Source organism: Thermodesulfobacteriota bacterium, from assembly GCA_040756475.1.
In the GTDB taxonomy this organism is placed as follows: Bacteria; Desulfobacterota; Deferrisomatia; order Deferrisomatales; family JACRMM01; genus JBFLZB01.
In genome coordinates this window covers 20498-33920 of record JBFLZB010000028.1, presented here as the reverse complement: position 1 = coordinate 33920, position 13423 = coordinate 20498, and the positions used below count along the sequence as shown (strand labels likewise).

The 13423-nt window shown below is 72.9% G+C and carries 12 protein-coding genes and 1 pseudogene; 8 read left to right on the top strand and 5 right to left on the bottom strand.

Going from position 1 to position 13423, the window contains the following annotated elements:
- Positions 1-361 precede the first annotated feature (361 nt).
- A complete protein-coding gene (locus AB1578_06245; protein ID MEW6487498.1) occupies positions 362-1426 on the top strand; it encodes a GSU2403 family nucleotidyltransferase fold protein in 1065 nt (354 codons plus the stop codon).
- Positions 1427-1505: 79 nt separating this feature from the next.
- On the opposite strand, the gene AB1578_06240 is transcribed toward AB1578_06245, so the two are convergent.
- Positions 1506-4835 (bottom strand): error-prone DNA polymerase, encoded by a 3330-nt coding sequence (locus AB1578_06240; protein MEW6487497.1) that lies wholly within the window; start codon positions 4833-4835, stop codon positions 1506-1508.
- Positions 4836-5117: 282 nt separating this feature from the next.
- Between AB1578_06240 and AB1578_06235 the strand changes: the two genes are divergently transcribed.
- Entirely contained in the window at positions 5118-5354 is a 237-nt protein-coding gene (locus AB1578_06235) for a DUF1902 domain-containing protein (protein MEW6487496.1), read from the top strand.
- A pseudogene (locus AB1578_06230) lies at positions 5354-5547 on the top strand (type II toxin-antitoxin system HicA family toxin). The gene AB1578_06235 and the pseudogene AB1578_06230 overlap by 1 nt, the downstream one beginning before the upstream one ends.
- Before the next feature lie 72 nt (positions 5548-5619).
- On the opposite strand, the gene AB1578_06225 reads toward AB1578_06230, so the two are convergent.
- The 4 genes from AB1578_06225 to AB1578_06210 form a co-directional block, all read right to left on the bottom strand.
- Complete coding sequence (locus tag AB1578_06225; protein ID MEW6487495.1) at positions 5620-7155, bottom strand: DNA polymerase Y family protein; 1536 nt, start codon at positions 7153-7155, stop codon at positions 5620-5622.
- The gene (locus tag AB1578_06220; GenBank protein MEW6487494.1) at positions 7142-7786 is read right to left on the bottom strand and encodes a recombinase A; all 645 of its coding nucleotides are present in this window, start codon (positions 7784-7786) and stop codon (positions 7142-7144) included. Before AB1578_06220 ends, AB1578_06225 begins: the two co-directional genes overlap by 14 nt.
- A 33-nt stretch (positions 7787-7819) precedes the next feature.
- Entirely contained in the window at positions 7820-8419 is a 600-nt protein-coding gene (lexA, locus tag AB1578_06215) for a transcriptional repressor LexA (protein MEW6487493.1), read from the bottom strand.
- A 296-nt stretch (positions 8420-8715) separates the two neighbouring features.
- A complete protein-coding gene (locus AB1578_06210; protein ID MEW6487492.1) occupies positions 8716-9210 on the bottom strand; it encodes a DUF192 domain-containing protein in 495 nt (164 codons plus the stop codon).
- A gap of 217 nt (positions 9211-9427) precedes the next feature.
- Here AB1578_06210 and AB1578_06205 point away from each other — a divergent pair, with 217 nt between their 5' ends.
- The 5 genes from AB1578_06205 (at position 9428) to AB1578_06185 (ending at position 13334) form a co-directional block, all read left to right on the top strand.
- On the top strand, positions 9428-10141 hold the full coding sequence (locus AB1578_06205; protein ID MEW6487491.1) for a TIGR04211 family SH3 domain-containing protein: 714 nt from the start codon (positions 9428-9430) through the stop codon (positions 10139-10141).
- Positions 10142-10316: 175 nt separating this feature from the next.
- Positions 10317-11678: a coproporphyrinogen III oxidase family protein gene (locus AB1578_06200; GenBank protein ID MEW6487490.1), complete on the top strand. Its 1362-nt coding sequence runs from the start codon at positions 10317-10319 to the stop codon at positions 11676-11678.
- 5 nt (positions 11679-11683) lie between these two features.
- A complete protein-coding gene (locus AB1578_06195) occupies positions 11684-12451 on the top strand; it encodes an inositol monophosphatase family protein (GenBank protein ID MEW6487489.1) in 768 nt (255 codons plus the stop codon).
- A 210-nt stretch (positions 12452-12661) separates the two neighbouring features.
- Positions 12662-12910, top strand: a complete 249-nt coding sequence (locus AB1578_06190) for a type II toxin-antitoxin system prevent-host-death family antitoxin (GenBank protein ID MEW6487488.1) — start codon at positions 12662-12664, stop codon at positions 12908-12910.
- On the top strand, positions 12900-13334 hold the full coding sequence (locus tag AB1578_06185) for a PIN domain-containing protein (GenBank protein ID MEW6487487.1): 435 nt from the start codon (positions 12900-12902) through the stop codon (positions 13332-13334). Before AB1578_06190 ends, AB1578_06185 begins: the two co-directional genes overlap by 11 nt.
- Positions 13335-13423 lie beyond the last annotated feature (89 nt).

The window sequence follows — 13423 nt, the reverse complement described above, 5'->3', positions numbered from 1 at the left end:
CCGTCCGCCTGGAAGAAGAGCTGGCCGGCCGTGTCGAACGCCCGGTCCTGGATCACCAGGGGGACGGTGGGCTCGAAGACCCCGGCGTTGTCCAACCCGTACGCGGCCAACCCGGCGGGCAGGGCGAAGCCCGGATCGGAGATCAGGTAGGCGCCCGCGAGGCCCGCGTACACGTTGAGGCGCGTCCGAAGCCATCTGCGCGCAAGGGCGATGGTTCGCTCCCATGACCTGCCGCCTTCGGCGGGTTAAGGCCGGCCATCGAAGGTCGAACGGGCGCTTGGGACGATCGGGAGCATGCCGGGGGTTTTGTTATACGCCCTTCTGTGGCAGAGTGCGTATAACCGCAACCCGGAGGGCGCTCGTGGCCGAGAGACTTCCCCTGGATGTCCAGACGCTGTATGCGGAGCTCATCGAGCATCTGACTGCTCTGGAGGCCCAGCGCACCCTGGGGAGCCTTCGGGGGACCTTCGTCGCGAAGGAAGTCAAGGGCCGGCGCTACGCCTACTTGCAGTACAGCGTGGCGGGCGCCAAGAAGCAGGCGTACCTGGGACCATACGACGAGACGATCGAGCGTCTGGCCAAACGCTACCTCGCCGAGCGCGACGAGGCCCGCGCCGAGCACGCCGACGTCGAGCGCTTGTGCGCCATGCTTCGCCGAGGCGGCGCGATCCCCACCGACCCGTCGGCGGCGCGCGTGCTCGAGGCGCTGGCGCACTCCGGGGTGTTTCGCCTCGGCGGGATGCTCGTGGGGACGCACGCGTTCGCGGTGCTGGGCAATGTGCTCGGCGTGCACTGGGACAGGGCGGCACTTCGCACCCAGGACATCGACCTGGCGGCCGCTGCCGATGCCGTGGCGCTCGCCATGCCGGACTCCGGCGCGGCCGACATCCCGCTTGCGCTCGAACGCCTCAAAATGGGCTTTCTTCCGGTGCCGCCCTTCAACCCCAGGGACCCTTCGACGTCGTTTCGGGTGCGCAAGAGCCTGCTTCGGGTCGACCTCCTGACGCCTGCTCGGGGCCAGGACGCCTCGGGGGGGGGCGCGGTCTTCCTGCCCCAGTGGAACGCGGCGGCCACCCCGCTTCGCTACCTCGACTACCTCCTGGAGGAGCCGGTGCGTGCCGCCATCGTCGGGCACACGGGGGTGCTCGTCAACGCGCCAGCCCCAGCCCGCCTGGCGCTCCACAAGCTCCTCACGGCGTCCGAACGCGACGCCGGCCACGCGGCCAAGGCCGAAAAGGACCTCGCGCAGGCCGGGCAGCTCATCCGGGTGCTCGCCGCGGACCGGCGGGGGGATCTGGAGCTCGCCTGGGAGGCGCTGGCCCCTCGGCCCGGTGCGGCCAAGCGGCTCCAGGCGTCCGTCGGGCGCCTTCGCGGTCTCGACCCCGAGGGCCATGCGGCTCTGGCAGAGGCGCTACCCCTGAAGTAGCGCCGCCAAAGCCGTCGATGTCGCTTGCGGGCGTCGACCGGCCGAGCAGGTCGGATCCGCACGGGGACCGGCGCCCGGGTCACCGGAAGTCCCGGCTCCCCGCCGTGGCGGGGGAGGCCGGGAGCCGGGGCTCCCAGAGGCGCTCGGCCACCAGGTGGACGACCCCGTCCTGGACCTGGAGCCTGCCGGTGATCCCCAGGAAGGGGGCGGTCTTGGCGAGCACCGTGTGGCGCTCGAAGACCCGCTTCCAGACCACGGCGTTGACGAAGCCGGTCTCGTCCTCGAGGGTGAGGAAGGTCACCCCCGCGGCGGTGCCCGGGCGCTGACGGCAGACCACGAGGCCCGCGTAGCGGACCCGGCGGCCGTGGGGGAGGCCGGCCACCGTTCGGGCATCCGGGATCCCCCGGGCCCGGAGGGCTTCCCGGAGGGGCCCCAGGGGGTGGCCCCGGGGGCTCAGGTCGCCGGAGCGGTAGTCCCAGGCGATGGTCTCGGCGGCCGAGAGGGGCGCAAAGGCCGGCGGCGGTTCGCTGGGGGAGAGGGGGAGCTCGCCCGCTCCCGCCGTCCCCTGGGCCTCCCACAGGGCGGCCCGCCTGCCGGGCCGCAGGCCCTCCAGGGCCCCGGCCTCCGCCAGGCGGTCGAGCGCCCCCTTGCCGAGGCCGGCCCGGCGGCGAAGGTCCGTAAGCGACGAAAAGGGCGCCTCGGCCCGGGCGGCCAGGAGCGGTGCCGCGTCCCGCTCCCCGGAGAGCCCCTTTACGTACCGCAGCCCCAGGCGCACGGCAAAGCGCTTGCCCCCCGCCCCTGATCCCTGCCCCCCAGCCCCTGCCCCCTGCCCCCTGGCCCCTGCCTCCAGCGTGCACTCCCACTCGCTCCGGCCCACGTCCACCGGCCGCACCTCCACGCCGTGGCGCACGGCGTCGTCCACGATGGTGGCCGGGGTGTAGAAGCCCAGGGGCTGGGCGTTCAAGAGCGCGCAGGTGAAGACGTCGGGGTAGTGGCACCGGAGCCACGCCGTGGCGTAGGCGATGAGGGCGAAGCTCGCGGCGTGGCTCTCGGGGAAGCCGTACTCCCCGAACCCCCGGATCTGTTCGAAGACCCGCTCGGCGAACTCCCGCTCGATGCCCTTGGCCGCCATGCGCGAGACGAGCCGCTCCCGGTGGCGCTCGATCCGGCCGCTCCGGCGCCAGGCGGCCATGTCGCGCCGGAGCTGGTCGGCCTCCCCGGGGGTGTAGTCGGCGGCCACCATGGCGAGCCGCATCACCTGCTCCTGGAAGAGCGGCACCCCCAGGGTCTTGGCCAGCACGGGCTCGAGGCTCGGGTGGGGGTAGGCCACCGGCTCCTCCCCCCGGCGGCGCCGCAGGTAGGGGTGGACCATGCCGCCTGTGATGGGCCCGGGGCGCACGATGCTCACCTCGATCACGAGATCGTAGTAGGTGCGGGGCCGAAGGCGCGGGAGCATGGCCATCTGGGCCCGGCTCTCGATCTGGAAGACCCCCACGGTGTCGGCCCGGCCGATCATGGCGAAGGTGGCGGGGTCGTCCTGGGGGAGGGCGTCCATGGAGAGCTTCTCCCCGTAGTGCGCCTCCAGGAGGCGAAAGCCCCGGTCGAGCTGGGAGAGCGCCCCCAGCCCCAGCAGATCCACCTTGAAGAGCCCCAGGTCCTCCAGGTCGTCCTTGTCCCACTGGATCACGGTGCGCCCGGCCATGGAGGCGTTCTCCACCGGCACGAGGTCCCGCACCGGCTCGTGGCCCAGGAGGAAGCCCCCGGGGTGGATGGAGAGGTGGCGGGGGAAGTCCTGGAGCTCCAGGGTGAGGCGCAGGAGGTGGTCGTGGACCGGGCTCGCCGGGTCGAGGCCCGCCTGGCGCAGCACCTCGGAGTCGGTGCCGCCCCGGTACCCCAGGAGCTTTGCCAGGCGGTCGAGCGCGGTCTCGGAGATCCCGAGCGCCTTGCCCACGTCGCGCACCGCCGAGCGGCCCCGGTAGCGGATCACGTTGGCCACCATGGCGGCCCGGTCCCGGCCGTAGGCGGCGTAGACGTGCTGGATCACCTCCTCCCGGCGCTCGTGGGCGATGTCGAGGTCGATGTCGGGGGGCTCGGCCCGCTCCCGGGAGAGAAAGCGCTCGAAGAGCAGCTCCACCCGGGTGGGGTCCACGGCGGTGATGCCCAGGCAGTAGCACAGGGCCGAATTGGCCGCCGAGCCCCGGCCCTGGCACAGGATGCCTTGGGAGCGGCAGAACCGCACGATCTCCCACATGGTGAGGAAGTAGCCGCCGTAGTCGAGCTCTTCGACGAGGGCGAGCTCCCGCTCCACCTGCTCCCGCACCGCCGGCGGGACCCCCCGGGGGTAGCGCCCCCGGGCGCCCTCGAGGGCGAGACGCTTGAGGTGCTCCGAAGCCGGGGTGCCGTCGGGTAGCCTCTCGGCGGGGTAGCGGTACCGGAGCTCCGCGAGGGTGAAGGTGCACCGCCCGGCCACCTCCCGGGTGCGCTCCACCGCGGCCGGGTCGTCGGCAAAGAGCGCCGCCAGGGCGTGGGGGGTCTTGAGATCGTGCTCGGCGTTGGGCTTGGTGAGGCGCCCGGCCCCGGCCAGGGGCACCCCGTGGCGCAGGCACGTGAGCACGTCCTGGAGGTCGCGCCGGGCCGGAGTGTGGTAGAGCACCTCCACGGCGGCCGCCACCGGGAGCCCCAGCCGCGCCGCCCGCCCCCGCAGCCGCGCCTCCTGCGCTACCTCCTCGGCCCGCCGGTGGCGGGCCGCCAGGGCGTAGAGGCGATCGCCGAAGGCTTCCTTGAGGAGGGGGCCGACCTCGTGGACGCCCGACTCCCCCTCCGCGGCCAGGAGGCTTCGGTCCCCTCCCCACAGGGCCAGGAGCCCCGGCGCATGCGCGCACACCTCCTGCCAGGCGACGGCGGAGCTCCCCTTGGGGCTCCGGAGCCGCCCCCGGGTGAGGAGCCGGCAGAGGTTGGCGTAGCCGACCCGGTCCTGGGCCAGGAGGAGGAGGGAGGACGTCCCCGGGGAGGGGGGCAGGCTGCGCACCCGGCCGATGCCGGACAGCCCGAGCCTGCCCTCCTCAGGGTGCACCGGCGGCTCCGGGCGGCTCTCGGAACCCGAGCGCCGGTGCTTGGGTCGAGCGGCCGTCCGGGTGCTCCGCCCGCCCCCCTCCCCGGGGACAGCAGGAGGAGAGGCAAACGAAGGCGGCTCGACGCCGCACACCGTCACCTCCGCCCCCACCAGGAGCTTCACCCCGAGCTCCCGGGCCCGCACGTGGGCCCGCACCGCCCCGTACACCCCGTCCCGGTCGGTGAGGGCCAGGGCCGCGAGCCCCAGCTCGTGGGCCCGCTCCACCAGCTCCTCCGGGTGGCTCGCCCCTTCGAGGAAGGAGAAGTTGCTCTTGCACCAGAGGGCGGCGTGGGTCATGGGAAGACATTTTGGACCGGATCACAGGATGGGCAGGATAGAGCTCCTTCAGAACAAAGACACATCCTGTTCATCCTGTTATCCTGTCTAAAGTTCTTGCAGTCATGCAGGTCGGGTTAGCCCGAGGAGCGTAACCCGACGGAAAAGAGTGTCGGATGGCGCTTCGCGAATCCGACCTACGACTCTCCCGCGTCTCCCGCGTCCCCCCGCGTTGACGGGGTTGGGTGTCCGTGCTACACGGGCCCTGTGGGGCGGTTGACCTTGGCTCGGAGCGAGGCGGCGATGACGAAGAGTCTGTTCGTACATGCGGAGTGGGACGAGGAAGCGCGGGTCTGGGTCGCCACCAGCGACGACGTGCCCGGCCTGGCTACCGAGGCCGAGACCATGGAGATGCTGGTCGACAAGCTCCGGGTCATGATCCCCGAACTCCTGGAGGCCAACGGCGAAACCGGCCTGACCGAAGTCCCCTTCGAGCTCCTCACCCGCCGTTTCGAGACCGTTCGCCTCTGCGCCAACTGATGGGAGACTATGCCCCGAAGCTCAAGGCGGTCCTTGCCGCTGCCGGTTGCCGCTTCGAGCGCCGGGCAAAGGCGACCACGAAATCTGGTACAGCCCCCTCACCGGCATTCGCTTCCCCGTGGACCACAAGATCAAGTCCCGCCACACCGCCAACGCCGTCCTCAAGCAAGCCGGCCTGCCCAAGCAGTTCTAAGCCTGTGGTTGGCATCAAAAAAACCCATCCTGTTATCCTGTCTAAGATTCTAAGATTCTTTCCGTTCGAGGCTCACTCCACCGCCCCGTGCAGGAACCACCGGCGGCGGGGGCGGTCGTAGTAGATCCAGAAGAGCTCGCCGTTGCGCATGCGGGCGAAGTGGTACTCCCGGTGGACCGGGCGCCGCCACCAGCCGCCGCTCACGATATAGGGGCCGGTCTTCTCGTCCACCGGGCCGCACGCCTCGCCGGCCAGGAGCCAGCCGTCGGGGTCGTGGCGCCCGAGCGGCGGCAGCGGCACCGCGCGGGCCCAGAGGCGGCGCACCAGGGGCCGCCCCCTGCCGCTCCCCCTCGCCGGGGCCACCCGGGGCTCGGCCCGGGGCATCCGCTCCAGGGGCTCCCACCGGAAGCGGGCCTCGGGCAGGTGCCCCTCGCACAGGACGGCCCGCACCACGGCGGCCTCCCCCAGCTCGGCCCGGAGCCGGGCCAGGGCCCGGTCGGCCGCCTCGGGGTCCCGCCGGGACGCCCCCCCCAGGGCAGCGAAGAGGTCGAGCTGGGCAGCGGTGGCGGGGGCCGGCTCGACAGTCAAAACGAGCCCCAGGACGCCCGCGCCGAGGCCCGCGCTTTCCAGGCGCAGGTGCACCAGGTTCAGGAGCTGGCGGCCGTCCAGGGTGGGGGCGGCGGAGCGCAGGCGCTCCACCCGCTCTCCGGCGCTGCCGCCCGGCCCATTCCCCATCGGACCATCGAGAGAGAAGCGCAACTCCAGGGCCGCCAGGGCCTCGCGCCGCGCCGCCAGGGCCTCGAGGAGCGGGTCGAGGAGGCGCTTGACCAGGAAGAGAAGGCGGTAGACGTCGGCCTCGGGCTCGTCCAGATCCAGGCGCCGGGCCAGGGGCTCGGGGGCCGGGGCGGGCTCCAGGGGGGCCCAGGCGCGCCCCGAGGCGAGGCGGTGGAGCCGGTGGGCCCCGGGCCCGAAGCGCTCCCGCACGCCATCGGCGGGCAGGGCCAGGAAGGCCCCCACGGTGCCCACCCCGAGCCGCTCCAGGGCGTCTCGCAGGGCCGGGGGAAGGCCCAGGTCCCGGAGCGCGATCTTCCGGGCCGCCCTCTCCTCCTCCGCCGGGGTGCGAAACAGGGCGAGGCCTCCCCCCAGCCCGGCCCGGGCCGCGGCGTAGGTGCCGAAGCGGCTAAACCCCACGGCGGCGCGGCTCGTAAAGCCCACACCCTCCAGGTCCGCCCGGAGCTCCCGGGCCCACTGCCGGGCCGAGCGCCACAGGCGCCCCAGCCCCCCGGCCCCCAGCCAGAAGACCCCGGGCTCCGCCGCCGCGGGCTCCACGTCGGGGGTGAAGCGCCGCAGGCGCTCGGCCAGGAGGGCGACCCCGTCCCGGATCTCGGCCTCCGGCACCTCGCCGGCCCGCAGTTCCCCCGCGAGCGAGAGCCCCGCCGCGTAGCGCATCCCGGGGAGCACCCCGCACCCCCGGGCCGCCCCGTTGACCCAGAGAAGCACGCCCTGGGCCCGGTCCCGGTCCACCACCGCCGCGGGACCCGAGGCCCAGCCGGGGCTTCGCTTGAGGAGGAGCTGGAGGGGGAGCGCCGGGACGTCAACGCAGGCCATCCGGTCCACGGCAGAGCTCCTCCCCCTCCCACCCGGGCCCGCGGCGCTTGTCCTTGAGGGCCCGGACCCGGCAGGCGAACCGGCCGCCCTCCTGGCCTCCAAGGCCCTCCCGCACCGCCTCGGCCCGGAGCGACACCAGGGAGCCCAGGGAGGGCTCCCCCCTCCCCTTCCGGGTCAGGAAGAGGAGCGCCGTGCCGTGCCGGGCGGCGAGCCCCCCCAGGCGGGTCAAGGCCGGCAGGGGGAGCCGGACTCCCTCTCCCCCCCCGAGATCCAGGACCACCAGACTAAAGGCCCCGGAGCGGACCAGGTGGTCCGCGGCCCGCAGGGCCCGGCCGGCGTCCGGCACCCGGACGACGGGCAGGCACGCCAGGTCCACTCCCCCCTCGGCGGCGTCGGGGGGGAAGAAGGCGCTCTCGGTCCCCGCAATCCAGGCCGCGGGCTCCCCCCGGCGCTGGGCGTCGAGCACCACCCCGAAGGCCAGGGTGAGGGCGGCCGAGGGGCCGGCCCCCGAGACCTCGACAAGCCGCCCGACCAGGGCCGCCAGCTCCCACCGGCTCTCCGAGGCCGGCTCCGCCGTGGGCAGGCGGTACGCCGACGTGATGTCCGCGCGCTCCAGGGCGATGTGGGCCATGGGTGCCCTCTCGGGGGAAGACAAAACCCCCTCTCACATCCTGCGCCGCAGCTCGACCACCACCCCCAGGATCTCGAGCTCCGCCGGGTCGGGGACGAGGACCTCGAAGGTGGGGTTCTCGGGGTGGAGCTCGGGCCGGCCCCGCCGCAGGCGCAGGCGCTTGACCGTGGCCTCGTCCCCCACCCGGGCCACCACGATCTGGCCGCTCCGGGCCGTGGGCTGGCGGCGCACGATGACCACGTCGCCGGGCAGGAGGCCGGCCCCGGTCATGCTCTCGCCCTGCACCCGTAGGGCGAAGAGCTCCTCGCCCTCCCCCGGGGGCGCCGCGGGGAGATAGCCCTCCCGGTCCTCCACGGCGGTGTCCAGGGGGCCGGCGGGGACGCGCCCCAGGAGCGGGATCAGTACCGGCGGGCGGCCCCGCCCCGGCAGCCGGTAGCCCCGGGCCACCCCTCGGTCGGCCGCGAGCCTCCCTTCGGCTACCAGGCCCTCCAGGTGCTGGCGGGCGGTCTGGACGGCCCGGAAGCCCAGGGCCTCCTGGACCTCCCGCACCGTGGGGGGCCGGCCCGCCAGGAGCCGTTCCCGCACGAACGCGAAGACCTTCTGCCGGGTCTCCCCCGGCGGCGTCTTGCCCATGCTCTCCCCTCCAGACGTCGGGGTGCCACGGGGCAAGAATTGCAGACATATGTATGGCATGTCAAGGGAAGGAAGGGGCCTGGATCCACCACCTGGGAGGCAAGCGGGGTCCGGGAGCCCCTGCGCTTCGCCCCGTAATCCGCGCCATTTGGATGAGAGGCCCTTCGCGCAGCCGGTGCGTCCGGCTTCACCGGTGTTCACCGGCTATGGCGGATCGGTCGAGGCGGTACGGGGCTGCGCTCCGCGGCTCCCGGACCCCGCCCCAGAACTTTCTGGTGGCTTCTGGGGGGGCGGGCCTACCCGCCGGCGGCAAAGGCGGAGTGCACGACGCGGTCGCCGGGCACGATGCCGAGCCGCCTCGATGTTCCCCCCGGGAGCTCCAGCACCCCCTTGACCGGCGCGCCGGACGAGATGGTGCGAAGCGAGAGGGGCTCGGTGCTCTCCTCGATCCGCACGATGGTGCCGTCGGCGGCGAGGAAGAGCATGTCCAGGGGGATCAAGGTGTTCTTCATCCACATGGCCACCTCCCGCTCGGCCTCGTGGACGAAGAGCATGCCCGCGTCGGGGGCGAGCTCGGTGCGAAACATGAACCCCCGCTCCCGGTGGAGCGGCGTGGCGGCCACCTCGACCGCGAAGCGGTAGTTTCCCCCGGCGGCGCGCACTTCGACCTCGGCCCGGGGGAACGCCGGCAGCGCGCCCTGGGCCGACGCCGCCCGGGCACCGGTCATGAGGAGAACCCCCGCCAGGAGCAGGGCTGCCGCCAACGGGCTCCCGATCCGCCGTTGCCGCACGACACCGCCTTTCCGCCCGCTGTCCGTGGCCGGACCGGGGCATGGGAGAATCGAACGCTTCCTCGCCCGCCATGCTACCCCAGGACGGCCCGGAAACGGGAGCGGCTCCGCAGCCTGCACCGGAGCCTCCACCGGTTTGACGGGCAGCGCGATCGCCTGCTACAAGAACTCCGGGGAAAGGCCGGGCCTGCGGGGCGCCGGTCCCCGGGAGGTGACGATGGGAAGATCCGCAGTCGCCCTGGCTGTGCTGTTGACGGCCGCCGTCCTCGCGCCGGCTTTCGGCGGCGCCGAGACCCGCTACATCACCGACGTGCTCCTGGTGAACCTGCGGGAGGCGCCCCAGGCCAACGCCCCCACGATCCGCCTGCTGCGCACGGGGGAGTCGCTCCAGATCCTGGAGTCCCGGCCCGGGTTCCTGCGGGTGCGCACCGGCCAGGGAGAAGAGGGGTGGGTCGCCGAGCAGTACGCGGCCACCGAGGTCCCGGCCGCGGTCGTCGCCGCCCGCCTCCAGGAAGAGGTTTCGCGCCTGCGCAATCGGCTGCGGACCCTGGAGGAGGATCGGGACCGGGCGACGGCCGAGCTGGAAGCCGCCCGCAGGGCCCAGGCCTCGTCGGCAACCGAGCTCCAGCAAGAGCTCGCGGCGGTCCGGGGCGAGGCCGAGCAGGCGGCGCGAGAGCTCCAGGACGTACGGGAGCGGTACGAACGCCTCCTCCAGGCCTCCCAGAACGTGGCCGAGGTGACCGAGGAGAGGGACCGCCTGCGCGCCCAGACCGGCGAGCTGCGGGAAGCCGTGGGCCGCCTGGAGGCGGAGAAGTCCACCCTTGGCCGCTCCTGGGCCATCCGGTGGTTCCTCGCCGGAGCCGGGGTCCTGACGCTGGGGTGGGTCCTGGGCGCCCTCACCCGAAAGAAGAAGTCGCGTTTCTCCACCTAGCGAAGCTGTGCCTCAGAGTGCGGAGGCGGGAGTGCGGGCCGGGGGCCTCCCCGGAGGACCCGGCCCGCCCAAAAACTTGACCGACGCATCACGCTCTTCGCTCTTCAAGGGTCTCTAGCGAGATGGGGTCTGCAGCCTCCCGCTCTCCGACCCCCCAAGGAGGTCACCGGTTCCCGTGCTGGCCGAGCGCATCCTCACGACCGTCCTGCGGTTCGCCAACCGGCGCATCCTCTCCCTGGAGGTGGGCCGCCAGGTGACCCTCCCCCCTCCCCGGCCCGGGGGCAAGTACCTGCTCTACCTGCACGTGCCCTTCTGCCAGCGCCTGTGCCCCTACTGCTCGTTCAACCGGTACCCCTTCGCCGAGGAGCCGGCGCGCAGCTACTTCGGGCGGCTGCGCGACGAGATGCGCCTCGTGGCCGACCTGGGCTACCGCTTCTCCTCGGTGTACGTGGGCGGGGGAACCCCCACGATCCTCCTCGACGAGCTCTGCCGCACCCTCGACCTCGCCCGGGAGCTCTTTCCCGTGCAGGAGGTCTCCTGCGAGACCAACCCCAACCACCTGATCCCCGAAGTCGTGGAAGCCCTGGAGGAGCGGGTGCAGCGCCTCTCGGTGGGGGTGCAGAGCTTCGACGACGCGCTGCTGCGCCAGATGGACCGCTACGAGAAGTACGGGAGCGGCGAAGAGATCCTCGCCCGCCTGCAGCACACCGCCGGCCGCTTCCACTCCCTCAACGTGGACATGATCTTCAACTTCCCCAGCCAGACCCCCGACTCGCTCCTGCACGACGTGGCGTGCCTGCGGGAGTCCGGGGCGAACCAGACCACCTTCTACCCCCTCATGACCTCCCCGGCGGTTCGCCGCTCGCTCGCCCGCACCGTGGGCCGGGTGGACTATGCCCGGGAGCACCGCTACTACCGGCTCCTCTCCGAGGCCCTGGAGGGTGCCTTCGAGCCCGCCACCGCGTGGACCTTTTCCCGCAAGGCCGGGCAGATGATCGATGAGTACATCGTGGACTACGAGGAGTACGTGGGGGTGGGCAGCGGCTCCTTCAGCTACCTGGGCGGGGCGCTCTACGCCAACACCTTCTCCCTGCGAGAGTACGAGGAGTCGGTGGGCTCCGGGCGCCTCTCGGCCGCCGGAACCCGGATCTTTCCCCCGCGAGAGCAGATGCGCTACCGGCTCATGATGGGGCTGTTTGGCCTGCGGCTCGACAAGCGGGCCTTTCGGGAGGCCTTTGGGGTGCCGCCGGAGCGGGGGCTCCCGGCGGAGTACCTCTTCCTCAAGGCGGCGGGCGCCTTTGCCCGGGACGACGCCGCGGCCCTGACCCTGACCCCCCGGGGGCGCTACCTCCTGGTGGCGATGATGCGCGAGTTCTTCGCCGGGGTGAACAACTTCCGGGACCAGGCCCGGGAGGCCCTCTCCCCCGAGGAGCGGGCGCTGCTCTTCGGCGAGGGGCCGGGGTGCGGGGCGCCCGGCCTGTCGGACACGTCGGACGGGTCTGGCGGGTCCGACCGGTCCGACAGGCCCGACGAGTAGCCGCCGTGCTCGCCGTCGCCGTCGAGGCCGCCCGGGCCGCGGGCCGCATCCAGCGCGAGCGCTACCGCACCGGCTTTGCCGTGCGCCGCAAGGGGGACGTGGACCTCGTGACCGAGGTCGATCTCGCCTGCGAGGACGCGATCCGGGAGGTGCTGGCCCGGCTCGCCCCGGGCACCGCGGTCCTCGGCGAAGAGGGGGGCGCCACCGGCTCGGGGGCCGACCGCTGGCTCGTGGACCCCCTGGACGGCACCACCAACTATGCCCACGGCTTTCCCGTCTTCTGCGCCTCGGTGGCCTGGGAGGAGGGGGGCGCGGTGCGCCTGGGCGCCGTCTACGACCCCCTGCGAGACGAGCTCTTCACCGCGGAGCGCCGGACCGGCGCCCACTGCAACGGCGAGCGCCTGCGCACCTCCGGGGTCTCCGACCTCGGCGCGGCCCTCCTGGCCACCGGCTTCCCCTACGACCGGGGCACAAACCCCCGAAACTACACCGAGTTCCGAGAGCTCACCCAGCGCACCCAGGGGGTGCGCCGGGGGGGCTCCGCCGCCCTGGACCTCGCCTACGTGGCCGCCGGCCGCCTGGACGGCTTCTGGGAGCCCGGCCTCAGGCCCTGGGACCTGGCGGCCGGCTGCCTCCTGGTGGAGGAAGCGGGCGGCACCGTCACGGGCTACCGCGGCGAGCCCTTTACCCCCTACCACGCCGACGTCGTAGCCACCAACGGCCCCCTCCACGGGGCGCTGCTCGAGGTGCTGGGGGAGGCCCGAGGGGAGTGAAGGGAAGAGGGGGGACCCCGGCGGGCGACTTCCCGCGAACCGCAGGGCCGCACCCGCCCCTGCCAGGCGGCGCGACACGGGCCCGTCCTGGCCAGCAGCCCAGCGCAGGGGCCCGCCGGTACCCAACGCCCGGTTTCGGCACGCCTCTTGACCGGCGATGTAGGACATCCTACAGTCCACATCGTCGAGAGCGATGTGGGGAGGCGTGAGATGGAACTGCGGGTGACCCTGCGGGAGGCGAATCAACACCTCTCGCGTTACGTGACGGCAGTGGAGCGGGGGGACATCGTGGTGATCACGCGCCGGGGCCGGCCCATCGCCCGCCTCGTGCCCGAGCCGGAGACACGCGAACTGACGGAGGAACAGCATCGAGCGAGGCAGCGGGTGCGGGAAAGGATCTCCAAAGGGTATGCGCTCGGGGGCGACCGCATCGACCGGGAGTCACTGCATGAGCGCTGACCGGATCACCCTCGATACCAACGTTCTGGTCTACGCCGTCGACCGCGACGCCGGCGAACGGCACGAGCGCGCGGCTGCCCTGGTGGACGAGGCGGTGGACCTCGATTGCGTCCTGACCCTGCAGGCCCTGAGCGAGTTCTTCTCGGCCGTCACGAGAAAGGGGAAGATGCCCTTCCCTGAAGCCGCGGCCCAAGTTCGAGACTGGCAGATCCTGTTCCCGACGGCAACGCCGAAGCCCACCACCCTCGGCCAGGCCATTTCCGCCGTCGCCAATCATTCCATCGCGTTCTGGGACGCCCTGCTCTGGGCCGCAGCCAAGGACGCCGGCGTGACGCTGCTGTTCAGCGAGGACTTCCAGCACGGCAGGGAGTTGGGTGGGGTCAGGTTCTGCAATCCCTTTCTCCGCAACCCGTCTCCGGTCTGACGCCCGGTCCTTGTCCGGGCATGCCACGCGCGACCCTGCCTGCCGGAAGCCCCAGCGCCGCGAACCACAAGTCTTCGCGGCCAAGGCCG

What these genes read in the sequence shown, in the direction of transcription:
- AB1578_06240 (MEW6487497.1), bottom strand. Translation starts at nt 4,835, where the DNA reads ATGACCCACGCCGCCCTCTGGTGCAAGAGCAACTTCTCCTTCCTCGAA.
- AB1578_06190 (MEW6487488.1), top strand. Translation starts at nt 12,662, where the DNA reads ATGGAACTGCGGGTGACCCTGCGGGAGGCGAATCAACACCTCTCGCGT.
- AB1578_06185 (MEW6487487.1), top strand. Translation starts at nt 12,900, where the DNA reads ATGAGCGCTGACCGGATCACCCTCGATACCAACGTTCTGGTCTACGCC.
- AB1578_06235 (MEW6487496.1), top strand. Translation starts at nt 5,118, where the DNA reads ATGACGAAGAGTCTGTTCGTACATGCGGAGTGGGACGAGGAAGCGCGG.
- lexA (MEW6487493.1), bottom strand. Translation starts at nt 8,419, where the DNA reads ATGGGCAAGACGCCGCCGGGGGAGACCCGGCAGAAGGTCTTCGCGTTC.
- AB1578_06220 (MEW6487494.1), bottom strand. Translation starts at nt 7,786, where the DNA reads ATGGCCCACATCGCCCTGGAGCGCGCGGACATCACGTCGGCGTACCGC.
- AB1578_06205 (MEW6487491.1), top strand. Translation starts at nt 9,428, where the DNA reads ATGGGAAGATCCGCAGTCGCCCTGGCTGTGCTGTTGACGGCCGCCGTC.
- AB1578_06225 (MEW6487495.1), bottom strand. Translation starts at nt 7,155, where the DNA reads ATGGCCTGCGTTGACGTCCCGGCGCTCCCCCTCCAGCTCCTCCTCAAG.